21 protein-coding genes and 1 pseudogene are annotated in these 25135 nt (G+C 67.6%); 8 read left to right on the top strand and 14 right to left on the bottom strand.

Annotated features, from left to right (window positions below; translation table 11 throughout):
* The first annotated feature begins 9 nt into the window (after positions 1 to 9).
* Positions 10 to 1929, top strand: coding sequence for an aminodeoxychorismate synthase component I (gene pabB / locus BLU17_RS00495; protein WP_091993043.1), 1920 nt, complete (start codon positions 10 to 12; stop codon positions 1927 to 1929).
* A 118-nt stretch (positions 1930 to 2047) separates the two neighbouring features.
* Here the strand turns inward: pabB and panB are convergent, their stop codons facing one another.
* The 6 genes and pseudogenes from panB to hda all read right to left on the bottom strand — a co-directional run.
* Positions 2048 to 2863 carry a 3-methyl-2-oxobutanoate hydroxymethyltransferase gene (gene panB / locus BLU17_RS00490; protein ID WP_091993041.1) on the bottom strand — a complete coding sequence of 272 codons (816 nt, stop codon included), beginning with the start codon at positions 2861 to 2863 and terminating at the stop codon, positions 2048 to 2050.
* Positions 2864 to 2929: 66 nt separating this feature from the next.
* Positions 2930 to 3619 carry a deoxynucleoside kinase gene (locus tag BLU17_RS00485; protein ID WP_091993040.1) on the bottom strand — a complete coding sequence of 230 codons (690 nt, stop codon included), beginning with the start codon at positions 3617 to 3619 and terminating at the stop codon, positions 2930 to 2932.
* A complete protein-coding gene (gene folK / locus BLU17_RS00480) occupies positions 3616 to 4155 on the bottom strand; it encodes a 2-amino-4-hydroxy-6-hydroxymethyldihydropteridine diphosphokinase (protein WP_091993039.1) in 540 nt (179 codons plus the stop codon). Before folK ends, BLU17_RS00485 begins: the two co-directional genes overlap by 4 nt.
* Before the next feature lie 71 nt (positions 4156 to 4226).
* Entirely contained in the window at positions 4227 to 5900 is a 1674-nt protein-coding gene (pcnB, locus tag BLU17_RS00475) for a polynucleotide adenylyltransferase PcnB (RefSeq protein ID WP_091993037.1), read from the bottom strand.
* Positions 5897 to 6583: a histidinol-phosphatase gene (locus tag BLU17_RS00470; RefSeq protein WP_091993035.1), complete on the bottom strand. Its 687-nt coding sequence runs from the start codon at positions 6581 to 6583 to the stop codon at positions 5897 to 5899. The genes pcnB and BLU17_RS00470 overlap by 4 nt, the downstream gene beginning before the upstream one ends.
* A gap of 698 nt (positions 6584 to 7281) precedes the next feature.
* Positions 7282 to 7959: pseudogene (gene hda, locus BLU17_RS00465) on the bottom strand (DnaA regulatory inactivator Hda); the annotation flags it as partial.
* A 279-nt stretch (positions 7960 to 8238) separates the two neighbouring features.
* Between hda and purM the strand changes: the two are divergent.
* The 3 genes from purM (at position 8239) to BLU17_RS00450 (ending at position 12398) form a co-directional block, all read left to right on the top strand.
* Complete coding sequence (gene purM, locus BLU17_RS00460) at positions 8239 to 9300, top strand: phosphoribosylformylglycinamidine cyclo-ligase (RefSeq protein WP_091993033.1); 1062 nt, start codon at positions 8239 to 8241, stop codon at positions 9298 to 9300.
* A 459-nt stretch (positions 9301 to 9759) separates the two neighbouring features.
* The gene (locus tag BLU17_RS00455; protein WP_091993030.1) at positions 9760 to 10149 is read left to right on the top strand and encodes a DUF2946 domain-containing protein; all 390 of its coding nucleotides are present in this window, start codon (positions 9760 to 9762) and stop codon (positions 10147 to 10149) included.
* An 86-nt stretch (positions 10150 to 10235) separates the two neighbouring features.
* Complete coding sequence (locus BLU17_RS00450) at positions 10236 to 12398, top strand: TonB-dependent copper receptor (protein ID WP_091993028.1); 2163 nt, start codon at positions 10236 to 10238, stop codon at positions 12396 to 12398.
* Positions 12399 to 12417: 19 nt separating this feature from the next.
* Here the strand turns inward: BLU17_RS00450 and kynA are convergent, their stop codons facing one another.
* From kynA to kynB, 3 genes are all read right to left on the bottom strand, one after another.
* Entirely contained in the window at positions 12418 to 13365 is a 948-nt protein-coding gene (gene kynA / locus BLU17_RS00445) for a tryptophan 2,3-dioxygenase (RefSeq protein WP_091993026.1), read from the bottom strand.
* Between the two features lie 10 nt (positions 13366 to 13375).
* On the bottom strand, positions 13376 to 14626 hold the full coding sequence (kynU, locus tag BLU17_RS00440; protein WP_091993024.1) for a kynureninase: 1251 nt from the start codon (positions 14624 to 14626) through the stop codon (positions 13376 to 13378).
* Between the two features lie 71 nt (positions 14627 to 14697).
* A complete protein-coding gene (gene kynB, locus BLU17_RS00435) occupies positions 14698 to 15345 on the bottom strand; it encodes an arylformamidase (RefSeq protein WP_091993022.1) in 648 nt (215 codons plus the stop codon).
* A 140-nt stretch (positions 15346 to 15485) separates the two neighbouring features.
* Between kynB and BLU17_RS00430 the strand changes: the two genes are divergently transcribed.
* Positions 15486 to 15992: an Lrp/AsnC family transcriptional regulator gene (locus tag BLU17_RS00430; RefSeq protein ID WP_091993020.1), complete on the top strand. Its 507-nt coding sequence runs from the start codon at positions 15486 to 15488 to the stop codon at positions 15990 to 15992.
* A 52-nt stretch (positions 15993 to 16044) separates the two neighbouring features.
* On the opposite strand, the gene BLU17_RS00425 is transcribed toward BLU17_RS00430, so the two are convergent.
* Positions 16045 to 16557 carry a flavin reductase family protein gene (locus BLU17_RS00425; RefSeq protein WP_091993017.1) on the bottom strand — a complete coding sequence of 171 codons (513 nt, stop codon included), beginning with the start codon at positions 16555 to 16557 and terminating at the stop codon, positions 16045 to 16047.
* Positions 16558 to 16738: 181 nt separating this feature from the next.
* Here BLU17_RS00425 and msrA point away from each other — a divergent pair, with 181 nt between their 5' ends.
* On the top strand, positions 16739 to 17287 hold the full coding sequence (gene msrA / locus BLU17_RS00420; protein ID WP_091993015.1) for a peptide-methionine (S)-S-oxide reductase MsrA: 549 nt from the start codon (positions 16739 to 16741) through the stop codon (positions 17285 to 17287).
* A 33-nt stretch (positions 17288 to 17320) separates the two neighbouring features.
* Here the strand turns inward: msrA and BLU17_RS00415 are convergent, their stop codons facing one another.
* The 3 genes from BLU17_RS00415 to pdxH all read right to left on the bottom strand — a co-directional run bounded on the left by BLU17_RS00415 (position 17321) and on the right by pdxH (position 20931).
* Positions 17321 to 18739, bottom strand: coding sequence for a DUF72 domain-containing protein (locus BLU17_RS00415; RefSeq protein ID WP_091993013.1), 1419 nt, complete (start codon positions 18737 to 18739; stop codon positions 17321 to 17323).
* Between the two features lie 121 nt (positions 18740 to 18860).
* Entirely contained in the window at positions 18861 to 20075 is a 1215-nt protein-coding gene (locus BLU17_RS00410) for an SAM-dependent methyltransferase (RefSeq protein ID WP_091993011.1), read from the bottom strand.
* Between the two features lie 220 nt (positions 20076 to 20295).
* The gene (pdxH, locus tag BLU17_RS00405) at positions 20296 to 20931 is read right to left on the bottom strand and encodes a pyridoxamine 5'-phosphate oxidase (RefSeq protein WP_091993009.1); all 636 of its coding nucleotides are present in this window, start codon (positions 20929 to 20931) and stop codon (positions 20296 to 20298) included.
* 196 nt (positions 20932 to 21127) lie between these two features.
* On the opposite strand from pdxH, the gene tcdA reads away from it, so the two are divergent.
* Positions 21128 to 22000, top strand: a complete 873-nt coding sequence (tcdA, locus tag BLU17_RS00400; protein WP_091993007.1) for a tRNA cyclic N6-threonylcarbamoyladenosine(37) synthase TcdA — start codon at positions 21128 to 21130, stop codon at positions 21998 to 22000.
* A gap of 130 nt (positions 22001 to 22130) precedes the next feature.
* On the opposite strand, the gene BLU17_RS00395 is transcribed toward tcdA, so the two are convergent.
* Positions 22131 to 22865 carry a Crp/Fnr family transcriptional regulator gene (locus tag BLU17_RS00395; RefSeq protein WP_091993005.1) on the bottom strand — a complete coding sequence of 245 codons (735 nt, stop codon included), beginning with the start codon at positions 22863 to 22865 and terminating at the stop codon, positions 22131 to 22133.
* Positions 22866 to 23580: 715 nt separating this feature from the next.
* On the opposite strand from BLU17_RS00395, the gene BLU17_RS00390 reads away from it, so the two are divergent.
* Positions 23581 to 25131 (top strand): mannose-1-phosphate guanylyltransferase/mannose-6-phosphate isomerase, encoded by a 1551-nt coding sequence (locus tag BLU17_RS00390; RefSeq protein ID WP_091993004.1) that lies wholly within the window; start codon positions 23581 to 23583, stop codon positions 25129 to 25131.
* Positions 25132 to 25135 lie beyond the last annotated feature (4 nt).

The raw sequence follows: 25135 nt of genomic DNA, 5'->3' as shown, positions 1-25135 counted from the left end.
GTCAACGCAATGGCAGTCAATCCTGGCGGCGTGGTCTTCGCGCTGCTCGACGACGGCGACTCGACGGCGGCCAGCCGTTCGAGCCGCCTTTATACGGGGTTCGTGCGCGAGATCGCATGCGGGCGCGCGGCGGACCTCGACGCGGTGTGCGCGCAAGTAAACGCCGAACTGCGCGCGGGCCGCGAGTCACTCGTGATCGGCGACTACGAGTTCGGACGCGTGCTCGAATTCGCGAAGCACGACACGCCCTCGTCCATCCAGACGCAGCACGGCCACGCCGCGCTGCGTTTTTTATTGTTCGAACGCTGCGAAAAGCTCTCGCGCGCAGAAGCCGATGCATGGCTCGCCGCGCAGGAGGGCTGCGAAGCGGGCAATGAACCGGGCCGTGAAGCGGACTATGCAGCGCCGGCGCCGGCGCCAGCGGGCGTGGCGGGCGTGACGATCGGTGTCGATCGCGAGCGCTTCGAGCGCGACATCGCTGCCGTGCAGGACGCATTGCGCGCGGGCGAGTCGTATCAGATCAACTATACGTACCGGCTCGGCTTCGAGGCGTTCGGCTCGCCGCTTGCGCTTTACCGCCGTCTGCGCGAGCGTCAGCGCGTGCGTTACGGCGCGCTGATTGCGTTGCCCCACGACCGCTGGGTGCTGTCGTGCTCGCCGGAACTGTTCGTCGAGAAGCACGGGCGAACGTTGCGCGCGAAACCCATGAAGGGCACGGCCGCGCGCGCGGCGAACGCCGACGAGGACGCGGCCGCCGCGCATTTTCTCGCGAACGATCCCAAGAACCGCGCCGAGAACGTGATGATCGTCGACCTGCTGCGCAACGACCTCTCGCGCGTGGCGCAGACGGGCTCGGTGCGCGTGCCGGCGCTCTTCAGCGTGGAACCGTACGCGTCGGTCTGGCAGATGACGTCGACCGTCGAGGCGACGCTGCGCGACGGCACGACGTTCGCCGACGCCATGCGCGCGCTCTTTCCGTGCGGCTCGATCACGGGCGCGCCCAAGCATCGGACGATGGAGCTGATCGAAACGCTCGAACATGCGCCGCGCGGGCTTTACACGGGGACGATCGGCTGGCTCGACGCCCCGGAGCATGGTGACGCTTGCGGCGACTTCTGCCTTTCGGTCGTGATCCGCACGCTCACTCTCGAAGCGTCTGCCGCCGGCTCCGCGCGCCGTGGCGAGATGGGAGTGGGCGCGGGCATCGTGCTCGACAGCGTGGCCGCCGACGAATACGAGGAGTGCCGACTGAAGGCCCGTTTTCTGACCGACGCCGATCCGGGCATCGAATGCTTCGAAACCATGTATGCAACGCGCGCGCAAGGCGTGCGCCACGTCGAACGCCATCTCGCGCGGCTCGCGGCGAGCGCGGCGTGGCTCGGTTTCCCATGCGACGTAGCGGCATTGCGTGCGCGCATCGACGAAACCTGCGCCGCGTTCGCGGACGACGACGCGCCACACCGGCTGCGCCTTGCGCTCGGCAAGAGCGGTGCGGCAACGCTCGGCAGCGCGCCGCTTGCGCCGCTCGCGCACGACACGGTGAACGTGCTGCTCGCAGCGGATCGCGGCTTGCCGCCTGTCGCGTCCGCCGACGCGCTGCTGCTATGCAAGACCACGCGCCGCGCCGAATTCGATCGCGCCTGGCGCGAGGCCGAAGCGCTGGGCGCCTTCGACATGCTGTTCTTCAACGAGCGCGGCGAGCTGACCGAAGGCGGCCGCTCGAACGTGTTCGTGAAGATCGACGGTGCGTGGTGGACGCCGCCGCTCGCGTCGGGCGTGCTGCCGGGCGTGATGCGCGGCGTGCTGCTCGACGACGCATCGTTCGGTGCGAAGGAGCGCGTGCTCACGCGCGCCGACGCGCTTGCCGCCGAAGCCTTGCTCGTCACCAATGCCCTGCGCGGCGCGGTCCCGGCACGCCTCGTTCGATGACGCAGCCGTAACGCATCAACGCATTGCCTGGAAGGCCCGGCAAAAAAAAGCGCGCTCCCACGGGAGCGCTTCGTTCGTTCTGCGGATTACGGGTCCAGCCGCCGATCGGGTCGCCGGCTCAGAACACGTGCTCGGGTCCCGGGAACGTGCCTTCCTTCACGGCCTGCACATATGCGCGCACGGCCGATTCGATGTCGGGCTGGCCTGCCATGAAGTCCTTCACGAAACGCGGCCGCTTGCCGGGGAAAATGCCGAGCATGTCGTGCAGCACGAGCACCTGGCCCGAGCAGTCCACGCCCGCGCCGATGCCGATGGTCGGAATGCGCAACTGCTTCGTGACTTCCGTGCCGAGCGCCGCGGGCACGGCCTCGATCACGATGAGCTGCGCGCCCGCGTCCTGAAGCGCGAGCGCGTCGCGAACGAGCTGCGTGGCGGCCGCGTCGCTCTTGCCCTGCACCTTGAAGCCGCCGAACGCATGCACCGACTGCGGCGTGAGGCCGATATGCGCGCACACGGGCACGGCGCGCTCCACGAGCCGCTTCACCGTCGGCGCGAGCCATTCGCCGCCTTCGATCTTCACCATCTGCGCGCCGGCGCGCATGAGCTTCACCGAGTTTGCGAAGGCGTCTTCTGGCGTGCCGAACGTGCCGAACGGCAAATCGGCGACGATCAGGGCCCGGGTCTGCGCGCGCGCGACGCATGCCGTGTGGTAGGCGATATCGTCGATGGTCACCGGCAGCGTCGTCGTGTGGCCCTGGAGCACGTTGCCGAGCGAGTCGCCGATCAGCACCGTATCGACGCCCGCGCGGTCGCACAGCGCCGAGAAGCTCGCGTCGTAGCAGGTCAGCATCGCGATGCGTTCGCCAGCGTCGCGCATCGCCTGGAGTTTGGGCACGGTGACCGCGCTGCGGTTCGTTTCCTGCAGGTAAGCCATGGGGGAATCCGTTGGGAGAAGGAAAAACGGGAGGGGCCGCGCCGCCTTGCCGCGCCGGTGCGACGACTAGAGCGACGTGCCTTTGACGAAGGACTCTTTGCGGCCGCGCATCGTCTCGATACGTTCGGCGACGAGCGCAAGGTCCGCGTCGGAATCGGGCAGGTCCAGATGCTCCGCGCCGACGGTCAGCACCGGCGCGCGGTCGTAATGATAAAAAAAATCGTTGTAGCTGTCGCAGAGCGTTCGCAGGAACGCGTCCGAGATGTGCAGCTCGCGCGGCACCGCGCGCTTCCGGATGCGCGCGTAGAGCGCCTCGGGGCTCGCCTGCAGATAGACGACGAGGTCGGGCGCCGGGGCGCTGGCGACGAGGCGCGAGGCGAGCGCGCGGTAGAGCGGCAATTCGTCTTCGGCGAGCGTGAGGCGCGCGAACAGATCGTTGCGCTCGGCAAGGAAGTTGGTCACGAGCGGGACGCCGGCCGCGCGGCGCGCGGCCACTTCGCGCGAAAGCTGCTCGCGCTGCAGCGCGATGTGCAACTGCGCCGCGAGCGCATGCGGGGAAGGCGCGGCATCGCGATAGACGCGCTCCAGAAACGGATTGTCGGCGTTCGATTCGAACAGCGTCTGCATCGACCAGCGTTCGGCGAGACGCGTGGCGAGCGCGGACTTGCCCGCGCCGATCGGCCCTTCGATCACGATGTACTGCAGCGCGGGCCGCGTGGCGCGCGCGCTGACGACGGGCAGCGGTGTCGCGCTCATCGGCAGTTGCCCGAGTCAGGCATATCCGGCGCGGGCGCGATGCCGAGGCATTGGCACAACGGCTTGACCTTCTCGATGCGCTGGTCGGCCACGGCGGCGAGGAACGCGCTGGCGGGGCCGTGGCCCGGAATCACGAGTTCGGGATCGATTTCGACGAGCGGTACGAGCGCGAACGCGCGGACCCTCATGCGCGGATGCGGCACGACGAGCTCGGGTTCCTCGATGATGGCGTCGCCGTAGAGCAGGATGTCGATGTCGAGCGTGCGAGGCGCGTTGCAAAAGGGACGCTCCCGGCCGAAGTGATGCTCGACGCGCTGGCACAGGCCGAGCAGCGCGTGGACGTCGAGACCGGTCTCGAGTTTCACGACGCAGTTGTAGTAGTCGTCGCCGCCCGCGTCGATGGGCGCGGTGCGGTACAGACTCGATTTCGCGACCACGGTGAGCGTGTGCTGCTGTGCAAGGCACACCACCGCGTCTTTGAGGGTCTGGCGCGCATCCCCCAGATTCGCGCCGATTCCCAGCCAGGCAACCGTCATGGCTTCACTTCCTGCGACTTTCGTTGCGGTTCGACACGTGTGCGCCGCGGCTTTCCGCGGCGCACACGGCGTCAGTCCTCGTGCGGACCGGCTTGGCCGCCACGGTCTGCACGGCTCGCTTCGTGCGTGTCCCCATCTGCGCCGTCCTCCGGCGCGGCCGCGCCTTCACCCGTTTTGCGGCTCTTCGCGCCGCCGCGACGGCGGCGCTTGCGCGGCGAGCGCTCCTTGCCGCCCTGCGAGAGCAGGGTCTCGCGCTCGGCGCCGTCGCCTTCGATGAAGTCCGTCCACCACTGGCCGACTTCGGCGTCGAGCTCGCCCGACTCGCAGCGCAGCAGGAGGAAATCATACGCTGCTCTAAATCTTTGGTGTTCCAGCAGCTTGATCGCGCCGCGGCCGCGTTTTTCGAGGCGCAGTTGCAGGCCCCAGATCTCGCGCATGTCCGACGAGTAGCGGCGATGGATCGCGAGCTTCTCCGTTTGCGCGTCGATCACGTCGTCCATCGCGCGATGCTGCGCCGGCACCGGGAATTCGCCCTCGGCCGTGTACTGCTGCCAGCGCTGCTGCACGTCGTGCCACAGCAGCGTGGCGAACAGGAAGCCCGGCGACACCGGCTTGCCCGCGCGCACTCGCGCGTCGGTGTTCGAGAGCGCGAGCGAGATGAAGCGCTCGCCGTGCGGCTGCTCGAGGATCACGTCGAGCAGCGGCAGCAGACCGTGATGCAGCCCTTCCTTGCGCAGCCACTTCAGGCACTCGAGCGCGTGGCCCGAGAGCAGCAGCTTGAGCATTTCGTCAAAGAGACGCGCGGCGGGCACGTTGTTGATGAGATCGGCGAGCTTCTGGATCGGCTCGCGCGTGTGCTCCTCGATCTCGAAGTCGAGCTTCGCCGCGAAGCGCACCACGCGCATCATGCGCACCGGGTCTTCGCGGTAGCGCGTGGCCGGGTCGCCGATCATGCGCAACAGGCGCGCGCGCATGTCGGCCATCCCGTTGTGATAGTCGAGCACGGTCTGCGTGGCCGGGTCGTAGTACATCGCGTTGATCGTGAAGTCGCGGCGCGTGGCGTCTTCGTGCTGCTCGCCCCAGACGTTGTCGCGCAGCACGCGGCCGCTCGCATCGACGGCGTGCGTCTTGCGGTCGAGCTCGTCGCGGCGCATGCGCCTCGCAGGCGCTGGCGGCGGCGCTTCGGCGCCGGTGTCGGTGTCGGTGTCGGCGGGCGGGGCGTCCATCAGCGCGCGGAACGTCGAAACCTCGATGATTTCCTGGCCGAACTGCACGTGCACGATCTGGAAGCGCCGGCCGATGATGCGCGCGCGGCGGAACAGCTTCTGCACCTGGTCGGGCGTGGCGTCGGTGGCGACGTCGAAGTCCTTGGGCGCGATGCCGAGCAGCAGATCGCGCACCGCGCCGCCCACGATGAACGCGCGAAAGCCTGCCTGTTGCAGGCCTTCGGTCACGCGCACGGCGTTGCGCGAGATGAGCGCGGGATCAATGCCGTGGACGTCGGCGGACAGGATGACGGGTGTGACCGGATCGGGCGCGCCCCTGGCCGCACGCGGCCTGGACGTTTTTGGCGCGCCGGCCGGTTTGCGGCGTGCGCGGGCGCTGCCGGCGACGGCGGCGGCGCCTTCGGGCGAGGCCGGATCGTGGTTCGGGCGGCTCGCGTGTCCGGCTGCCGGGGTTTCGGTGTCTTGCGCCGCTGCGGCGTCATTCTGGCCGAACAGCTTGCGGATGAATTTCTTGATCACTGGGCTTGGAACAAATTGAGAATGCGCCAGCCCGCTTGTTGCGCGCGAGCGCGCAGGGTGTCGTCGGGGTTGGTGGCGATCGGGTCGGTGACTTTTTCGAGCAGCGGAATGTCGTTGTGCGAGTCGCTGTAGAAGTAGCTGTGCTCGAAGTCCGACCAGTGCTTGCCGAGCGAGGCGAGCCATTGCTCGACGCGCACGATCTTGCCTTCGCGGTAGCTCGGCGTGCCCGTCGGGCGGCCGGTGAAGGCCGAGGCCGGATGGCCGTCCACGGTTTCGACTTCGCAGGCGATCAGCTTGTCCACGCCGAACACTTCGGCGATGGGCGCCGTGATGAACTCGTTGGTGGCCGTGACCACGCAGCAGAGGTCGCCCGCTTCCTTGTGCTTTTTCACGAGCTCCACGGCGGACGGCAGGATGGTCGGCTTGATGACCTCGTGCATGTACTGGTCGTGCCAGACCTTGAGCTGCGCGCGCGAATATTTCGCGAGCGGCGTGAGCATGGCGACGAGGTACGCGTGGATGTCGAGTTTGCCGGCCTTGTAGTCGGCGTAGAAGCGGTCGTTCTGCTCGGCGAAGCGCTCGGCGTCCACGATGCCGAGCTTCACCATGAAGCGGCCCCATTCGTGGTCGCTATCGGTGGGGATCAGCGTGTGATCGAGATCAAAAAGTGCAAGGTTAGCCATGGGCGCTCATTTTACTTGAAGCGGGTGATGCCGTTGCCGTTGCCGTTGCCGGCTGGCGGCGTCGGCGCGGCGGGGTCCGTGGGGGATGCCGGCGCATCCGGCGCGCTCGCGGCCGGCGATTCGGGGGGATTGGGTGGCTGCGACGGGGTGTCCGGTGCGTCCTGGTCCTTCGGGCGACAGGGCGCGCCTGGCATTGCGGCCGCGTGTTCGGACGACGCCTCGCCGGCGCTTGCGTCAGACACCGCGGGGCCGGCCGGCGGATCGAGGTCGCCGCGCAGCTCGCCGGTCATTTCGTTGCTCACGTCGGCTTCCACTTCGCCTTTGAGCTCGGCGCCCAGTTCCTTGTGGACGACGTGCCGGTATTTGGCACCCAATTCTCCTTCGACATTGTCGGTCGGTTTGGAGAACGGCGCGGACACCCCCGTGCGCGCCTGCAAGGCGGGCGCTTTCGGCGCCTCGTAAGGTTGGGCGGCGTCCGACCCGGCGGCAGGGCCTTCGGGCGCGCCGGCGGCAGGCGCGGGCGGATCGTCGCGCTCGACGGGCTGCGTTTGCGCTGCGTTGCCGCCGCCCTGATCTTCGGCTGGGCCGCCTCGCGTGGCCGGTTCGCCCGCATGGTCCGTTGCCGCTGGTTCTTCGCCGGATCGCCCGTCGTCCGCGGCCATCGTGCTCGCTGCGCTCACCAGATCGCCCACGCCGTTTGCAAGCATCGTGCGCAGCAGCGGCAGCGTCACCGCGCGCTTTTGCTCGAGCGAGAAGCGGTCGAGCGCGTCGAGCAGGCCCATGAGGCTCGGCATGTCGCGGCGGAAATGCGTGAGCAGATAGGCCGGCACGTCGTCGGCGAGCGCAATGCCGCGCTCGCGCGCCGCGAGCTTGAGGATGGCGGCCTTGCCTTCGTCGGAAAGCGGCGCGAGATGGAACACGAGGCCCCAGCCGAGGCGCGTGCGCAGGTCCTCGCGCACGGCGAGGCCCATGGGCGGCGCGTTGCCCGTCGCCACGAGCGCGCAGCCGGGGTAGGCGCGCACCTCGTTGAAGAGGTTGAAGAGCGCGATTTGCTGCGCGCCCGAGAGCGAATCGCAGTCGTCGATCGCGTAGATCGTCACGCGCGGATCGAACGTGAATGCGGCCAGTGCGCTTTGCGGCCCCAGATACCGCACATGGCCCGGCGGTGCTTCATGGGCCAGCGCCTGCAGCAGATGGCTGCGCCCGTTGCCGGGCTCCCCCCAGACATAGAACGTGCGATCGGCGATCGGGCCCGCCATGAGCGCCGCGTCCAGACCGCGCAGGCGTGCGACCAGCTCGGCATTGGCGCCGATATGGAAGTTGTCGAAAGTCGATGGCGGCGGGGTGCCGAGATCGAGCGTTAGCTGTCGCTGCACGGTGTATCAGGACGGAATCAGTTCTGGTAGCGCGCGCCCGCGAGATCACGGCGGGCATCACCGGGCCGCAGCCGCCGCCCGACGCCGGGGGCGAGCGCGTTCGCGGCCCACATGGGAGCCCGGCGCGGGTACGGCATGACAACGGGTGTGTTCTGCGACAAAACTCGGTTTCCGGTTGGGGGGCGGAGGCGTGCGCGTGCCAAATCTCGCTCCGGGCGCGGCGGCGGGGCGCCGTCAATCGGTTAAAATCGCATTTTACCGACCTTCTGGCGCTTCCCCATGAATCAACCGAAATCCGGCCCCGCTAATCAGGACCAAGGCCTCTCCTACCGCGACGCAGGCGTGGACATCGACGCGGGCGACGCGCTCGTCGATCGCATCAAGCCCTTTGCGAAGAAGACCCTGCGCGACGGCGTGATGGGCGGCATCGGCGGATTCGGCGCACTGTTCGAAGTGCCGAAGAAGTACAAGGAGCCGGTGCTCGTGTCGGGCACGGACGGCGTGGGCACCAAGCTGCGCCTCGCGTTTCATCTGAACAAACACGACACGGTCGGCCAGGATCTCGTCGCGATGAGCGTGAACGACATTCTCGTGCAAGGCGCCGAGCCGCTGTTCTTCCTCGACTATTTCGCCTGCGGCAAGCTCGACGTCGACACGGCGGCCACCGTCGTGAAGGGCATCGCGCAGGGCTGCGAACTGGCCGGCTGCGCGCTGATCGGCGGCGAGACGGCCGAAATGCCGGGCATGTACCCCGACGGCGAATACGACCTGGCCGGCTTCGCGGTGGGCGCGGTCGAGAAGAGCAAGATCATCGACGGCAGCACGATCGCCCCGGGCGACGTGGTGCTGGGCCTCGCGTCGAGCGGCATCCACTCGAACGGCTTCTCGCTCGTGCGCAAGATCATCGAGCGCGCGCAGCCCGATCTCGCCGCCGACTTCGACGGCCGCTCGCTGGCCGACGCGCTGATGGCGCCCACGCGCATCTACGTGAAGCCGCTCCTGAAGCTCATGGAGCAGATCACGGTGAAGGGCATGGCGCACATCACGGGCGGCGGCCTTGTCGAGAACATTCCGCGCGTGCTGCGCGAAGGCCTGACGGCCGAGCTGAACCACGCGGCATGGCCGCTGCCGCCGCTCTTCTCGTGGCTGCAGAAGCACGGCGGCGTGGCCGATGCGGAAATGCACCGCGTGTTCAACTGCGGGATCGGCATGGCCGTGGTCGTGGCGGCCGATCAGGCGGACGCGGCTGCGTCGCTGCTGGCGGCGGCGGGCGAGCAGGTATGGAAGATCGGCGTGGTGCGCGAGAGCAAGGAAGGCGAAGCGCAGACCGTGGTGGTTTAAGGGGTAGCCCGAAAGGCGGTCGTCCGCACGGTTGACGACCGCGCGACATCGGGCGGCAGCTTGCATGCTGCCCGCCCGCTTCAAGGGGGAGACCCCCACAAGAACCCGGCATATCGCGTGGCCCTCCCTGGCCACCGCCATCGTCTGCTCCCGCTTCGTCGAGGACTCGTCGTATTAGCGGCTCTAATTGCCGCCGTCATCAAGCAACACGCCGCGCGGGTCTCGAAAGGACGAATCGGAGTCTCGCGCGACCCGGTAGATCGCGACGCGCTCGCGGCGCCCGGGATGCAGGGATGCAAATCGTCTGGGGCGATGGGCAGTTGACTTGCATCAATATTACAAACCCATACGGTTTCGTTTCGTTTTCGGGCGCGCCAGAATGGCCGCGCTCGTGCGAGCCACTGAGCGTCCATCTCGTCTTTCCACCTGCCGCTGCACCCGGAATCCGTTCGTCATCTGATGTCCCGTCGCTCGAACCGTCTCACTGCCTGGCTGGGAATCCTCGCGATCCTGCTGGCCGTGTTCGCGCCGCTCGGGTCGCAACTGGCCGAGCGGGCCGCGCAGACCTCGCTGTCCGCCGAAGCCCTGTGCAGCGCCGCCGGACACGACGCGGCGCTTGCGCCCGGCAACGGGCATGCCGATGCGTTCGCGAGCCGTCTTGCCGCGCATCTCGATGCGTGCGGCTATTGCGGGTTGCTTGCGCATCTGCCGGCGCTCGGCTCCACGCCGCCTGCCGTGGCCGCAGGACCGTTCGGCCCGGATCTGCACGCACCGCAGCCACTGCCCGATCGCGTGCGGCGCGTGCGCTACCTGCGCCACCCATCGCGCGCACCCCCTCTCGACGCCTGATCGCGCCTCCTTTTTTCAGCTGATCGTCAAAGCTTCTCCGCTCGAACGCCTCGCGCCGCGCGGAGGGGCGCTATTGGGTTCGTCAGATGCTTATTTACATCGCTTTCTTGCGTGCGGCGCGGGTGCGCGCCGCCGTCGCTTCCCGTTTTCCGTTTCCTTCGCGCATCGCTCAGGCGGCGCTGTTCGCGCTCGCGTCGGGCGCAGCCATCTGCACTTCCATTGCGGCTCGCGCGGCCGAACCCGCCGGCGGCGACGCCGCCGATACCACCAGTGCCACCGCTGCCGCCAGCGTCATGCTGCCGACCGTGGAAGTCGTCGCGAGCCCGCTCGCGAACTCCCTGGTCTCGGTCACGGACCCGAAGACGCCGCGCCAACCCATGCCCGCGAGCGATGGCGCCGATTACCTGAAAACGGTCCCAGGCTTCACGGCGATCCGCAGCGGCGGCACCAACGGCGATCCCGTCCTGCGGGGGATGTTCGGCTCGCGCGTCAACCTGCTCGCGAACGGCGCGCCGACCCAGGGCGCGTGCCCAGCCCGCATGGACGCCCCCACCTCCTATGTGGCGCCGGAGAGCTACGACAAGGTGACCGTCATCAAGGGGCCACAGACGGTGCTCTACGGTCCGGGCGCTTCGGCGGGCACGGTGCTGTTCGAGCGCGACACGCCCCGCTTCGACACGACGGGCGCGCGCGTGGACGCGAGCGTGATGGGCGGGTCGAACGGACGCAACGACGAGAATCTCGAACTCGCTGCCGGAACGCCCGACGTCTATGCGCGCGTGAACGCGAACAAGTCGCACGCCCAGGACTACACCGACGGCAATGGCAAGCGCGTGCCGTCGGCGTGGGGCAAGTGGAACGCGGACGTCGCGCTCGGCGCGATACCCGATGCCGACACGAAGCTCGAACTCACCGCCGGCACCGGCAACGGCGATGCGCGCTACGCAGGCCGCGGCATGGATGGCGTGCGTTTCAGGCGCGACAGCGTGGGCTTGCGCTTCGAGAAGAAGAACATCGGCGAAGTCTTCAAACGCATCGAAGCCCAGGTGTTTTACAACGAAGCCGATCATCGTATGGATAACTACACATTGCGCACGCCGGCTACGGGGAGCATGCCGATGGCCTCCGACGTGCGACGCCGCACGGTGGGAGGGCGCGTGGCGGCCACCTTCGAACCGGGCGACCGGCTGCAATGGGTGGTGGGCATGGACGCCCAATCGAATGGGCTCGACTCGCGTTCGGCCATGGGGCTGCAGAGCCCGTCGTCGTTGCCGTGGTCGGCGTCCGCGACCTTGAGCGACTATGGCCTCTTCAGCGAGCTGACCTGGGACGCCACCGATCGACAACGCGTGGTTGCGGGGGCGCGTATCGATCGCGCGGCCGCAACCGACGAACGCGCGAGCATGAGCGGCTCGATGGGACTGATGCCGATGCCGAACCCGACCCACGACGACACGCGCGCCCGCGTGCTGCCGGGCGGTTTCGTGCGCTACGAGCAGACGCTGCGTGCGTTGCCGCTGACGTGGTATGCGGGGCTTGGTCATGTCGAACGCTTTCCCGACTATTGGGAACTCTTTTCGCCGACGCGCGGGCCGGCGGGCGCGACGAACGCGTTCACCGGCGTCGAGCCCGAGAAGACGACGCAACTCGATATCGGCGCACATTACCGCGGCGGCTCAGTGGATGCGTGGCTCTCGGCGTATGCGGGCTATGTCGACGACTTCATTCTCTTCACCTATGGAAGCGGAGCGAACGCGAATGCCTCGCAGGCCACCAATGTCAACGCGCAGATCATGGGCGGGGAACTCGGCGCGACGTGGCGGCCGCGGCCGGGCTGGAAGCTCGGTGTTTCGGCGGCGTATGCGTGGGGGCGCAACGTGGACACCGGTCAGCCTCTGCCGCAGATTCCGCCGCTCGATGTGCGCCTGAGCGCCGACTATGCGTGGCGTGGCTGGTCGGCGGGCGGGTTGTGGCGTCTCGTTGCGCCCCAGCGCCGGTACGCGCTGCACGAAGGCAATGTGGTGGGCCAGGACTTCGGGCCGAGCGCCGGGTTCGCTGTGGTTTCGGTCCATGCGCAATACGACGTCGACAAGCATACGCAGCTCTCGCTCGGCATCGACAACCTGTTCGACAAGGCCTATAGCGAGCATCTGAATCTCGCGGGCAATGCCGGGTTCGGCTATCCGGGCGGCACGCCGCTGATGGAGCCAGGACGGACGGTTTGGGGGCGCGTGCGCTTCAGGATGTGAGCACTGTTGCGCGCTTGCGTTACAGCACCGTCCGCACGTGCCAAAGCTCCGGGAACAGCACGACATCGAGCATCTTGCGCAGATAAGGCGCGCCGTTCGTGCCGCCCGTACCCTGCTTGAAGCCGATGATCCGCTCGACCGTCGTCACGTGGCGGAAGCGCCATTGGCGGAACGCGTCTTCGAGATCGACGAGCTCTTCGGCCATCTCGTACAGATCCCAGTGCTCCGAAGGATTGCGATATACCTCGAGCCACGCCGCCTCGACGCTCGCATCGTGGGCGGTGGGCTGCGTCCAGTCGCGCGCGAGGCGCTCGGGCGCGATCGCGAAGCCGCGCCGCGCGAGCAGGCGAATCACTTCGTCGTAGAACGAGGGCGCCTCCAGCGTCGCCTTCACTTGCCCGAAAATCTCGGGCCGGTGCTCGTGCGGCTTGAGCATCTGCTCGTTCTTGTTGCCGAGCAGGAACTCGATCTGCCGGTACTGATACGACTGGAAACCCGAGGACGCGCCCAGATACGGCCGCATCGCCGTGTACTCGGAAGGCGTGAGCGTCGAGAGCACGTTCCACGCCTGCACGAGCTGCTCCATGATGCGCGAGACGCGCGCGAGCTGCTTGAACGCGGCCGGCAGCGCGTCGCGGTGCACGTTGGCGAGCGCCGCGCGCAGCTCGTAGAGCGCGAGCTTCATCCACAGCTCGCTCGTTTGATGCTGCACGATGAACAGCATTTCGTTGTGATCGGGCGAGAGCGGATGCTGTGCGTTGAGCACGGAATCGAGCGCGAGGTAGTCGCCGTAGCTCATCGACTTCGAGAAGTCGAGCTGCGCGTCGTGCCAGCCTTCGCCTTTGGACGATACCGCCTGCGCCTGTTCGGCGGACGCCGCGCCGTGGCCGAACGGGCATCCGCCGCGCGCCGGGCCGGCGGTTTCGCCCGCGTCGGGCATACCCGGGACCTGCATGTGATCGTTCATCTGCCGCTCCTCAGGTTACCGCGCCGCGTTCGGCGAATTCGGGCTTGCGCCAGGACCCGGTGGCGAGCACGTCGCGCAGCGTCTCCACGGCATCCCATACGTCGACGTAGCGCAGATACAGCGGCGTGAAGCCGAAGCGCAGCACGCGCGGTTCGCGATAGTCGCCGATCACGCCTCGCGCGATCAGCGCCTGCATCACCTCGTAGCCGTGCGGATGCTCGAAGCTCACATGCGAGCCGCGCTGCGCGTGCTCGCGCGGCGTGACGAGCGTGAGACCGTATTCCTTGCAGCGTGTTTCGACGAGCTCGATGAAGAGGTCGGTCAGCGCGAGCGACTTGCGGCGGATGGCCTGCATGTCGGTTTGCAGGAACACGTCGAGACCGCACTCGACGAGCGCCATCGAAATGACAGGCTGGGTGCCGCAGAGAAAACGGCCGATGCCGTCGTCGGGGCGGTATTCGGGGTTCATCTCGAATGGCTTCTTGTGGCCCCACCAGCCCGAAAGCGGCTGCGAGAACGCATTCTGGTGGCGTTTCGGAACCCAGACGAAACCGGGCGAGCCCGGACCGCCGTTCAGGTACTTGTAGGTGCAGCCCACGGCGTAGTCGGCGTTCGCGCCGTTCAGGTCGACCGGCACGGCGCCCGCGGAATGCGCGAGATCCCACAGCGCGAGCGCGCCCTGCGCGTGAATGTGCGCGGTGAGCGCGCGCATGTCGTGCATCTCGCCGCTGCGGTAGTTCACGTGCGTGATCATCGCGACGGCCACGTCCTCGCGGATCGCCGCACGAAGCCCGGAAGGGTCATCGACGAGGCGCAGCTCGTAGCCGCGGTCGAGCTGCTCGATGAGCCCTTGCGCGATATACAGGTCGCTCGGGAAGTTCGAGCGCTCGGAGACGATCACGCGGCGCTTCGGATCGCGCGCGTTCTGCACGCGCAGCGCGGCGGAGAGCGCCTTGAACAGGTTGATCGAGATGGTGTCGGTGACGACGACTTCGTCGTCGGCCGCGCCGATCAGCTTCGCGAGCTTGTTGCCGAGGCGCCGCGGCATGGCGAACCAGCCCGAGCTGTTCCAGCTGCGGATGAGGCCTTCGCCCCATTCGGCGCCGATCACGGCCTGTGCGCGCGCGGCCGAGGCCGCGGGCGGCACGCCGAGCGAGTTGCCGTCGAGATAGATGGTTTCTGCCGCGAGCGTGAATTGCTCGCGCAGGGCGGCGAGCGGATCGGCGCGATCGGCTGCCAGGGCTTCGTTGCGGTTGTTCATATGCGTGGTTTCGTTGCTGGGCGGATTCAGGCGGACAAGCGGATCAAGCGGATCAAGCGGGAACGGATGTTTCAGCCGGCTGCGGCTGCGGACGGCAGCGCGCGCAGGACGGCGCGCACGGGGCTTGCGTCGAGCGTCGCGAACTTCAGCGGCAGTGCGATCAGTTCGTAGTCGCCTGGCGCGATTGCGTCGAGCACGACGCCTTCGAGTATCGCCATGCGATGCGCGCGGATGCGGCAATGCGCGTCCATCGTCTTCGATTCCTGCGGGTCGAGCGAGGGCGTGTCGATGCCGACGAGCCGCACGCCGTGCGCGGCGAGCAGGTCGACGGTTTGCGGCGCGACGGCGCAAAACGCGCTGTCCCAGCGGTCCTGCGGCGCGTGAGCATAGGTGCGCAGCAGCACGCGCGGCGGGATGCCTTGCAACGCGCTTTCCACATGCCTTGGCAGCACGAGCGGCGCGGCGCCCATGCAATGAATCACGCGGCACGCGCCGATATACGCGTCGAGCGGCACCGCGCCGATCGGCGCGCCTTCGGCGTCGTAGTGCAGCGGGGCGTCGGTGTGCGCGCCCGTGTGTGGCGAAAGTGTCACACGCGCGACGTTGACCGGCGAGCCGGCCTCCATGCGCCAGACGCGCTCGACGCCAACGGGCGTATCGCCCGGCCAGACGGGCGTTTCGGGATGGATCGGCGGTGAAATGTCCCAGATTGGTCTCATGTCAAAAGCGCGTCGTTTCTGCGTTGTCTCCTGTTGCTTCGAATGATAGGCAACCCCGCGCGAAATGTGCTTGCAAAAAAACGCCGCAAACTTCGGTTGTTGGCACATAATTTGTTACAAAACGGGAATGGAGACCAAATATGAACGCAATCTCGCTTGATGCTACCGATTGCCGTATTCTCGCCGTGCTGCAGAACGAGGGACGGATCAGCAATCTCGATCTGGCGGAGCGCATTTCGCTCTCGCCATCGGCGTGCCTGCGCCGTTTGCGGCTGCTCGAGGAGCAGGGCGTGGTGGAGCGATACCGCGCCAGCCTGAACCGGGAGATTCTCGGTTTCGAGATGGAGGCGTTCGTGCAGGTGTCGATGCGCAACGACCAGGAGAGCTGGCACGAGCGCTTCGTGACGGCGCTGCGCGACTGGCCGGAAGTGGTGGGGGCGTATGTGGTGACGGGCGAGACGCACTACCTGCTGCGCGTGCTCGCGCACAACCTCAAGCACTACTCGGACTTCGTGCTCAACAAGCTGTACAAGGCGCCGGGCGTGATGGACATCCGCTCGAACATCGTGCTCACGACGCTCAAGGTGGAGGCGGGCCTGCCCGTGGACCTGATCGCGCAGCGCGAGCCGAAAAGCACGCAGGCGTAGGGGCGCGCGAAAGGCGGCGTTTCACCGCGTAAGAAACTTTCGAGCGACGGTATCAGAGCGACTGGAGCTGGTGGAACGCGCCGCCGTGGAAGACGAGCGGCGAAGCGTTCTCGCCGTCCTCGCGCACGCCGCAGCGCTCCACTTCGCCGACGAAAATGACGTGGTCGCCTTCGTCGTAGCGGCTGCGGTTGTGGCACTCGAACCATGCGATCGCGCCGTTCAGCACGGGCATGCCGGTGTCGCCGGCCGCGTGCGAGACGCCCTCGAAGCGGTCGCCCTTCACGGTGGCGAAGCGCTTGCACAGGTCGAGCTGCGACGCGGCGAGCACATTGATCACATAATGGCTGTTCGAGCGGAATACGGGCATCGACGCCGAGCGCGTGGCAAGGCTCCACAGCACGAGCGGCGGACTGAGCGAGACCGAGTTGAACGAACTGGCCGTGATGCCGATGAGCTGGCCGTCGGGCGCGCGCGTTGTGATCACGGTCACGCCGGTGGCGAACTGGCCGAGCGCGCGGCGGAATGCGGCGGCGTCGAAATTGGGCGGGCTGGCGCGGCGGGTCATCGGCGCACGCCCTCACAGGCCAGGCGCGCGCGGGCGGCGGGAGCAGGGGTCGGGATCAACGTCATGTGGAAAATCGGCGAATTGTCACAATTTTAGCGGAAGCGGCGGATGGCGGGTCGCGCCGGCCGCCGCGCAGTCATTTCGTGGTCACTTCGCGGTCACGATCAAAGGAGCGAACAGCATGAGTCAGACAGTCGAAACGGCCACTCTCGGCGGCGGATGCTTCTGGTGCCTGGAGGCGGTGTATCTGCGCGTGGACGGCGTGGAGGCGGTGGAGTCGGGCTACGCGGGCGGCCACGTTGCGAACCCGGGCTACGAGCAGGTCTGCGACGGCGACACGGGCCACGCCGAGGTCGTGAACGTGCAGTTCGATCCCGCCAGGATCAGCTACCGCGAGATTCTCGACATCTTCTTCGCGATTCACGATCCCACCCAGCTGAACCGCCAGGGCAACGACGTCGGCACGCAGTATCGTTCGGTGATCTTTACGCACTCCGCGGCGCAGCGCGAGACGGCGGAACAGGCGATTCGCGAACTGGCCGCCGAGGGCGTGTACGACGGCAAGATCGTCACCGAGGTGCTGCCGCTCGACGGCAACTATTTTCCCGCCGAGGCGTATCACCAGAACTACTTCGCGCAGCATCCGAACCAGGGCTACTGCTCGTTCGTGGTTGCGCCGAAGGTCGCGAAGTTCCGGCAGAAGTTTGCGCACCGGCTCAAGGCGGAATAAGCGCCACGGGCGGCGCGGTTGCCGCTTCGCGCATCAGCGGTCTTTTTGTGCTTCTTGCCGCGCGCCGGGCGCGTGTTCATGCGCCGCGGCCCGCGCGGGGGACGTTTCTTCCGCCGCCGTTTCCCCGCGTAGCCGTTCCATCTCGTCCGCAATCGCCCGTGCGAGCTTCGCGCAGGTGAGCGGCGCCGACCCCTCCGCCTTGTTGTTCGTCGTAATCAGCACGGGCTGGCCCGCTATCGCATAGCGCGCGGCCAGTTCCGCGAGCGTGATGCGCGTGTGCGGGTCTTCGTCCACGAGCTTGTCGAACGGCTCGTAGCGCGCCTTCGCCTGCTCGTACTTGAAGCCGCTATGCAGGCTCCAGCGCACGATCAACGGGCCGGCCGGCGTTTCGCCGTCCATGAGCGCGAGCGCCGCGGCCTGGCGCAGCGGGTCCGGCATGCGCGCGTGCAGGCCCACGCAGTAGCGCACGCCCGCGGCGCGCAGCATGCGCACGAAGCGCGGCGTGAGGAGGATGGCGTCGCGGATTTCCACGGCGTAGCAGGGGCCGTCGCCGTCGTGGGCGGGCGCGGGCAGCGGCGGCAGCGCGGCGAGAAACGCGGAAAGCCGCTCGACGAAAGCCGCCGGATCGGCCAGAAGCGCATCGGGCAGCGGCGGAAACTGGAACACCAGCGCGCCCGCTTTCGTGCCGAGACCGGCGAGGCAAGGCTCGACGAACTCGCGCGCCGCAAGCTCGGCATTGAGAAAGCACGGGTTCGCCGAAACGGGCTCGCCGCGATCGCCGCGCACGCTGGCGTCGGTGACGAGCGCCGGCGCCTTGACGATGAAGCGGAAGTGGTCGGGCACCTGCTGCGCGTAACGCAGGTAGTCGGTGACGGTGAGCGGCGCGTAGAACGACCGGTCGATGCTCACCGAGCGCAGCAGCGGATGCGCGCCATAGGCAGAGAGGCCGTCGCGGGCGAGCTTCGACTGGTTGTAGTCGTCGCCGTAGACGATGCCGCGCCAACCCGGAAACGACCACGACGAGGTGCCGAGACGCACGCCCGCAGGCAGCGCGGCGGCAAGGTCGAGCGTGTCCTGCGTCGCCACGGCGGGCAGCACGCCGCGGCCGCGGCGCTTGGGCTTGTCGGCGGCGGCGGCGGGTTTCGAGGGCTTTGCGTGCGTCGCGCGGTCGCCGGACTGCCGCTCTGCGCCCTTCGCGTGCGGTTCGATTCCGGCGTCTTCATTGTCTGTCGCGCGCGCGGGACGTTTTGCTGCGGGCTTCGGCGCGGGCGCCGTGAAGCCGAACAGGTCGGGCTGCGGTTCGCCACGGGCTTCGGTCTTCGGCGCGTGGCGGCGCGTTGCCTGGTGCGCCGCGTCGCGGGCGGGATCGTACGGCGCTGCGCCGGGGGCGTCGCCGGACGGAGCGCCCGGGATGCCGCCAAACAGGTCGTGGCCGTCGTCGCGTTCGTTCATGCAGTTGCGTCGTGATGGCGGTCGTGGGGCGAAGCCGCTCGCATGACAGGCAAGCGCACGCGCGACTGCGGGTGGCAGCCGATTCGCTGGCGGCGCGGCGAACTCCGCACCGCCGCCTGCGTCAGAGCGGCTTCTCGTACATGTACCGGCGCGACCACGGCAGCGTTTTCGCGCTGCGGCCGGCCTTGCGGCAGACGATCTGGAAGATCGACACGTCGTCGTGCTCGAACGCGTACGCGCAACCCGCCAGATACACGCGCCAGATACGGAACTTCTCGTCGGCGACGAGCTTTTTCGCTTCCTCGGCGCGCGCCTCGAAATTCTCCGCCCAGATATCGAGCGTGTGCGCATAGTGACGGCGCAGGCTCTCCACGTCAACCGCTTCCAGGCCGCCGCGCTGCGCCGCTTCGAGCGCGAGGCCGATGTGCGGCAGTTCGCCGTCGGGGAAGACGTAGCGGTCGATGAACTCGCCGCCGCCGAGCGCGGTTTCGCCCGAATCGGCGTCCGACGAGGTGATGCCGTGGTTCAGGGCGACGCCGTCGTCGGCGAGCAGATCGTGCACCTTGCGGAAGTACAGCGGCAGATTCTTGCGCCCGACGTGCTCGAACATGCCCACGCTCGTGATGCGGTCGAACTGGCCCCGCACGTCGCGATAGTCCTGCAGGCGGATCTCGATGCGATCTTCGAGGCCCGCGGCTTTCACGCGCGCGGTGGCGAGATCGAACTGGTTCTGCGAGAGCGTCACGCCCACGCAGCGCGCGCCGAACTTCTGCGCCGCGCGCAGCACGAGCGCGCCCCAGCCGCAGCCGATGTCGAGCAGCGTCTGGCCTTCCTTCAACTGGATTTTCGTGAGGATGTGGTCGATTTTCTTGAGCTGCGCCGTGGCGAGGTCTTCGTCGCCGTTTTCGAAGTACGCGCACGAATAGACCATGTTCTCGTCGAGCCAGAGCTTGTAGAACTCGTTCGAGACGTCGTAGTGATACTGGACGGCCTGCTTGTCCGTGGACTTCGAATGCGTGAAATAGCGGCGCACGCGTGCAAGCTTGCTAGCGCTCGTCACGGTATTGCGCGCGAGCGAGTAGCTGATGTTGATGATGTCGGCGAGCTTGCCCTCGATGTCGATCTTGCCTTTCACATAGGCTTCGCCGAGGTTGTCGAGGCTCGGCTCCAGCAGGAGCGGCAGCGCCGACGCGCTATTGACCTTCAGCGTGATCCGCGGCGCGGCGAAATGGCCGAAATCGTATTGCTGCCCGCTCCATAGTACGAGGCGGGCGGGCAGGTTGGCCCTGGAGCGCACTTCTTCTGCCCACTGTGCGAGTTTCTTCTCCCAGAACATGCTTTTCTCTCCGTGTCAGATGAACGATGACTGCCCAACGACAAAGCGAATTGCGATGCGTGATGCCGGCGCGAAGCGGCGCGGCAAAAACGGGGTGACGCGGATGATGCAGACGAAGCAGGCGAGGCGGATACAGCAGGGAAGTGCAGGCAAGCGCGGTGAAACGGAAAGCGCGCTTCGCGCGGGCATCGGGGGCGACGCCCGCGAAGCGCGCATGCGCTCAGGGGGCGAGCCGCTCGATGCGCCACGCCGCACCGCTGCGCACGTAGCGGACGCGGTCATGCAGCCGTGACGGCCGGCCCTGCCAGAACTCGATGGCGTCCGGCACGACGCGGTAGCCGCCCCAGTGCGGCGGCCGCGGCGGCGCATCGCCATATTGCGCGGCGACTTCGCGCTCGCGCGCTTCGAGCGTCTCGCGGTTCGCGATCACGGCGCTCTGCTCCGACACCCACGCGCCGATGCGCGAGCCGAGCGGGCGCGAGTTGAAATACGCGTCGCTTTCCTCGGCGCTCGTGAGTTCGACCTTGCCTTCGATGCGCACCTGGCGCTCGAGCTCGATCCAGTAAAAGAGCAGCGCCGCGTGCGGATTGGCGGCCAGTTCGCGGCCCTTGCGGCTCTCGTAGTTCGTGAAGAACACGAAGCCGCGCTCGTCAACGCCCTTGATGAGCAGGATGCGCGCGGCGGGCCGCCCTTGCGCGTCGACGGTCGCCACCGTCATGGCGTTGGGCTCGGGCAGCTTTGCGTCGAGCGCCTGGGCAAACCAGGTCTGGAACTGGCGGATCGGATCGGGATCGACGTCGGCGACGTCGAGCGAGCCAAGCGAGTAGTTCTTGCGGAGATCGGCGAGGGTTGTCATCTTTTAGGCAGACGCTTCAGTGCGGACAAGTATATCGAAGAGGCGGCGATCGGGCGGCGATCAGGCCGCGATCAAGCGGCCAAGCGCGGGAGACGCGGCGCGGCACCCGGCTTCGTCCTGCGCGATCAGGCAAAATACGGGTCTTGCGAGGACCGTGACAGCAGCGAAACCGGTCCGCTTACGATTGCCTACCGTCATGTCCAGTACCCCGATTTCCCCTGCCGCCGGCTCCGTCGATCTTACCGCGAGCCCCGCCGCCGATGTTGCCGACCGGGCGCGCCGTTTCGGCGGAATCGCGCGGCTTTATGGCGCACCCGCGCTCGATGCGTTCGAGCGCGCCCACGTTGCCGTGATCGGCATCGGCGGCGTCGGTTCGTGGGTCGCCGAGGCGCTCGCGCGCAGCGCGATCGGCAAGCTCACGCTCATCGACCTCGACAACGTGGCCGAGAGCAACACCAACCGCCAGATCCATGCGCTCGACGGCAACTACGGCAAGCCGAAGGTCGAGGCCATGGCCGAGCGCATCAAGCTCATCGATCCTGCCTGCGAGGTGCGCCTCGTCGAGGATTTCGTGGAGCCGTCGAACTTCGACGCGCTGCTGGGCGGCGGCTTCGATTACGTGATCGACGCCATCGACAGCGTGCGCACCAAGACCGCGCTGATCGCCTGGTGCGTCGAGCATCGCGTGCCGCTCGTCACGGTGGGCGGCGCGGGCGGCCAGCTCGATCCCACGCGCATTCGCATCGACGATCTCGCGCTCACGATCCAGGACCCGCTGCTTTCCAGGGTGCGCAGCCAGTTGCGCAAGCTGCATGGCTTTCCGCGCGGGCCGAAGGCGAAATTCAAGGTGAGCGCCGTCTATTCGGACGAGCCGCTCATTTACCCGGAAGCGGCCGTGTGCGATATCGACGCCGAGGCCGAGCACGTCACCACGTCGCCGGGGCACCATGGGCCAGTGGGGCTCAACTGCGCGGGTTTCGGTTCGAGCGTGTGCGTGACGGCGAGCTTCGGCTTCGCGGCGGCATCTCACGTCCTGCGCGCGATCGCTCATCGCGCCGAGGTCCGCTGAAGCCCGATGCGACCGCGGCCCGTGGCGGTCTCGTTCGCGTCCTCTATCGACGCAAGCGGGCCGGCGCGCCGGACAACGCACGCTTCGGGCAGCGCCCGAAGCGCCCGGCCGAACCGGCCCGCATGCCGGCTTATTCGACGGTTTCCGCTTCGCGCAGGCGCGGCAGCAGGCGGTCGAATTCGCGGCGCACGAGACCGTAGCATTCGCACGCGCGCGCTTCGAGGCGCTGGCGATCGAGCACGCGAATCTTGCCGCGGCTGTGATGGATCAGCCCTTCGTCGTGCAGCTTGCCGGCGGCTTCGGTAATGCCTTCGCGGCGCACGCCGAGCATGTCGGCGATCAACTGCTGCGTCACGCTCAGATCGTTCGACTCGACGCGGTCCACTTCGATCAGCAGCCATCGGCACAACTGCTTGCTCAGCGAGTGGTGGCGGTTGCACGCGGCCGTCTGCGCAACCTGCGTGAGCAACGCGTGCATGTACAGCAGCATGAGGCGGCGCAGCAGGTCGGAGCGCGCGAACTGCTGCCTGAGCGCCTGCGCGCTCATGCGGTAGGCGAAGCCCGAGCATTGCACCTGCACGCGGTTGGGCATCGTTTCGCCACCGGTCAGCACGGGCACGCCGGTCATGCCCTCGCGGCCCACGGCTGCGATTTCCACCGAGCTGCCGTCTTCCATTGTCGAGAGCATCGAGATGATGGCCGTCGTCGGGAAATACACGTGATGAATGCGCTGGCCGCAATCGCAAAGCAGTTGTTCGGTGCGCAGATGAACGAGCTCGAGATGCGGCGCCATGGCTTGCCATTCGTGCGACGGCAGTGCGCCCAGCAGATGGTTGCCGTGCAGATCGGATTGAAGGGTCAACATGATCGGTCCTCGTGCGAAGCAGCGTGTGCCGCCTCCTGTTTTTTTCTGATTCCGGTCGACGAACTTGTTGTTATCGCCGTTGCCCGTGCGGCTCTGTGTTCGTCGTGCCGGCCCCATCGCCCCCATTGGCGTTTTCGACTGTCGGTATCCACGCCTGGGTGGCGCACTCTCCTTAGCAGGGCTTGTGCCAGGAAGAGCGAAAGCGAGAACGCTCGCGGCTGTGCGCGGCGCGGGCCATTTCGGCTGGGACGCAGTGCCGTATTATTGTTTCAGTTTTGTACAGCATCCCCGTGGCCGCGCTTGTGAAGCCGCTGAAATTTGACGTCGGCAACACGTTGATTCATTTGACTATTCAGGCCGTGCGCGCGGGTATTCCGAAATGAGTCCTCGCTGAAACATCGCCGGGCTGGCGTCCCGGGTGCGTTGCGCGCGCGCCTTCGAAGCGGCGCGGTTTTGATTCAGTGCCGTTGCGGGTCCGCCGCCGGCTTCGCAAAAACGTTCGGATGTGAAACATGGCGACGCGAGGCCCGCGCGACGCTTCGTGCGCTGCCGCACACAACGGCGGCCGGGCCTCGCGGCCCGATCGGAAACGGCATGCGTCGCGTGCGATCAATGTGGGTGCGCGTACAGATTCGGGCGCCCCGTCTTGCTCAAATGTTCCCCCATGCGCGACCGATAACGAGAGCACGCGCGTTTTCCGCGGGGAGCGACTTGCATGAACCACGACATGACACCCGCCGGCCTGATGGCCGTGGCCAACGAAAGCGAAGCCGAACTCATCGTTCAGCCCATCGTGCTCGCGGGCGGTTCCGGCACGCGGCTCTGGCCGCTTTCGCGCGAACACTGTCCCAAGCAGTTGATCGATCTGCTCGATGGCGAGTCGCTGCTCGAGGCGACCGTGCGGCGCCTCGACGGCGTGTTCCGGCATGCGGCCGGCGCGGCGCTGCCCGAAGCGGGCAAAGCGCTACACAAGGCGGTGCGCAAGGCGGCGCCGCTCGTCGTCAGCAGCGAGGATCTGCGCCATCTGACCGCTGACCGCCTCGGACGCAGCGGCATGGCCGCCCGCTTCGTGCTGGAGCCGCTCTCGCGCAACACGGCGCCCGCGCTCACGGCCGCGGCGCTCGCCGTGCGCGGCGACGCCGATCCCGTGCTCGTCGCAATGCCCGCCGACCACCTGATCGCCGATGGCGGCGCGTTCGCCGCCGCGCTCGAAGAGGCCGTGACGCATGCGGCGCGTGGCGCCATCGTCACGCTCGGCGTGCCGCCGCAGCGCGCCGAAACGGGGTACGGCTATATCGGCGCCGGCTTGCCGCTCGGCAGCAGCGGGGCGCGCAGCATCGAGCATTTCGTCGAGAAGCCCGATGCGGAGCGTGCAGCAGGCTATGTCGCATCGGGCGATTACCTCTGGAACAGCGGGATTTTCGTTGTGCGCGCATCGGTCTGGCTCGCGGCGATCGCGCACAGCCGGCCGCTCATCGCGGCGCAATGCGCGGCGGCGTTCGAAGCGGCCGCCGTCGACACCGACGGCACCGTGCATCTGAACCGCGATGCGCTCGCCGCCTGTCCGTCCGATTCGATCGACTATGCGGTGATGGAATCGGTCGGGGTCAACGCGCGGCTCGCGGGCGTGGTCGTGCCGCTGCGCTCGGGCTGGTCCGACGTCGGCGCGTGGGACGCCTTGTGGCAGGTTTCGAAGAAGGACGAGAACGGCAACGTCGCGCGCGGGCCCGTGCTGTTCGAGCACGCGACGGACACCTTCGCGCATTCGGACGGCCGGCTCGTCGCCTGCGTGGGCGTGCAGGGCGTGGTGGTGGTCGAGACGGCGGACGCCGTGCTCGTCGCCGCGAAGGAGCGCGTGCAGGACGTCAAGGCCGTGGTCAGCAGGCTGAAGGCGCAGCACAGCGAGGTGACGCGCCAGCACCGGCGCGTGGAGCGCCCGTGGGGCTGGTACGACTCGATCGATCAGGGCGAGCGCTTTCAGGTCAAGCGCATCGTCGTGAAGCCGGGCGGGCGCCTGTCGCTGCAGATGCATCACCATCGCGCCGAGCACTGGACCGTGGTGCGTGGGACCGCGCGCGTCACGCGCGGCGACGAAGTGCTGCTGCTCTCCGAGAACGAATCGACCTATATCCCGCTCGGCATGACGCACCGGCTCGATAATCCGGGCAAGACGGCGCTCGAGATCATCGAGGTGCAGTCGGGCTGCTATCTGGGCGAGGACGACATCGTGCGCTTCGACGATCAGTACGGCCGCGTCGAGGCGTGACGGC

The sequence above is a fragment of the Paraburkholderia lycopersici genome (assembly GCF_900096975.1).
In the GTDB taxonomy this organism is placed as follows: domain Bacteria; phylum Pseudomonadota; class Gammaproteobacteria; order Burkholderiales; family Burkholderiaceae; genus Paraburkholderia; species Paraburkholderia lycopersici.
This window is presented reverse-complemented; position numbering and strand designations above follow the sequence as displayed.

Bases quoted from the DNA above. Each gene is read 5' to 3' on its own strand.
- pabB (WP_091993043.1), top strand. From the start codon at position 10: ATGGCAGTCAATCCTGGCGGCGTGGTCTTCGCGCTGCTCGACGACGGC.
- panB (WP_091993041.1), bottom strand. From the start codon at position 2,863: ATGGCTTACCTGCAGGAAACGAACCGCAGCGCGGTCACCGTGCCCAAA.
- BLU17_RS00485 (WP_091993040.1), bottom strand. From the start codon at position 3,619: ATGAGCGCGACACCGCTGCCCGTCGTCAGCGCGCGCGCCACGCGGCCC.
- folK (WP_091993039.1), bottom strand. From the start codon at position 4,155: ATGACGGTTGCCTGGCTGGGAATCGGCGCGAATCTGGGGGATGCGCGC.
- BLU17_RS00470 (WP_091993035.1), bottom strand. From the start codon at position 6,583: ATGGCTAACCTTGCACTTTTTGATCTCGATCACACGCTGATCCCCACC.
- purM (WP_091993033.1), top strand. From the start codon at position 8,239: ATGAATCAACCGAAATCCGGCCCCGCTAATCAGGACCAAGGCCTCTCC.
- BLU17_RS00455 (WP_091993030.1), top strand. From the start codon at position 9,760: ATGTCCCGTCGCTCGAACCGTCTCACTGCCTGGCTGGGAATCCTCGCG.
- BLU17_RS00450 (WP_091993028.1), top strand. From the start codon at position 10,236: ATGCTTATTTACATCGCTTTCTTGCGTGCGGCGCGGGTGCGCGCCGCC.
- kynA (WP_091993026.1), bottom strand. From the start codon at position 13,365: ATGAACGATCACATGCAGGTCCCGGGTATGCCCGACGCGGGCGAAACC.
- kynU (WP_091993024.1), bottom strand. From the start codon at position 14,626: ATGAACAACCGCAACGAAGCCCTGGCAGCCGATCGCGCCGATCCGCTC.
- kynB (WP_091993022.1), bottom strand. From the start codon at position 15,345: ATGAGACCAATCTGGGACATTTCACCGCCGATCCATCCCGAAACGCCC.
- BLU17_RS00430 (WP_091993020.1), top strand. From the start codon at position 15,486: ATGAACGCAATCTCGCTTGATGCTACCGATTGCCGTATTCTCGCCGTG.
- BLU17_RS00425 (WP_091993017.1), bottom strand. From the start codon at position 16,557: ATGACCCGCCGCGCCAGCCCGCCCAATTTCGACGCCGCCGCATTCCGC.
- msrA (WP_091993015.1), top strand. From the start codon at position 16,739: ATGAGTCAGACAGTCGAAACGGCCACTCTCGGCGGCGGATGCTTCTGG.
- BLU17_RS00415 (WP_091993013.1), bottom strand. From the start codon at position 18,739: ATGAACGAACGCGACGACGGCCACGACCTGTTTGGCGGCATCCCGGGC.
- BLU17_RS00410 (WP_091993011.1), bottom strand. From the start codon at position 20,075: ATGTTCTGGGAGAAGAAACTCGCACAGTGGGCAGAAGAAGTGCGCTCC.
- pdxH (WP_091993009.1), bottom strand. From the start codon at position 20,931: ATGACAACCCTCGCCGATCTCCGCAAGAACTACTCGCTTGGCTCGCTC.
- tcdA (WP_091993007.1), top strand. From the start codon at position 21,128: ATGTCCAGTACCCCGATTTCCCCTGCCGCCGGCTCCGTCGATCTTACC.
- BLU17_RS00395 (WP_091993005.1), bottom strand. From the start codon at position 22,865: ATGTTGACCCTTCAATCCGATCTGCACGGCAACCATCTGCTGGGCGCA.
- BLU17_RS00390 (WP_091993004.1), top strand. From the start codon at position 23,581: ATGAACCACGACATGACACCCGCCGGCCTGATGGCCGTGGCCAACGAA.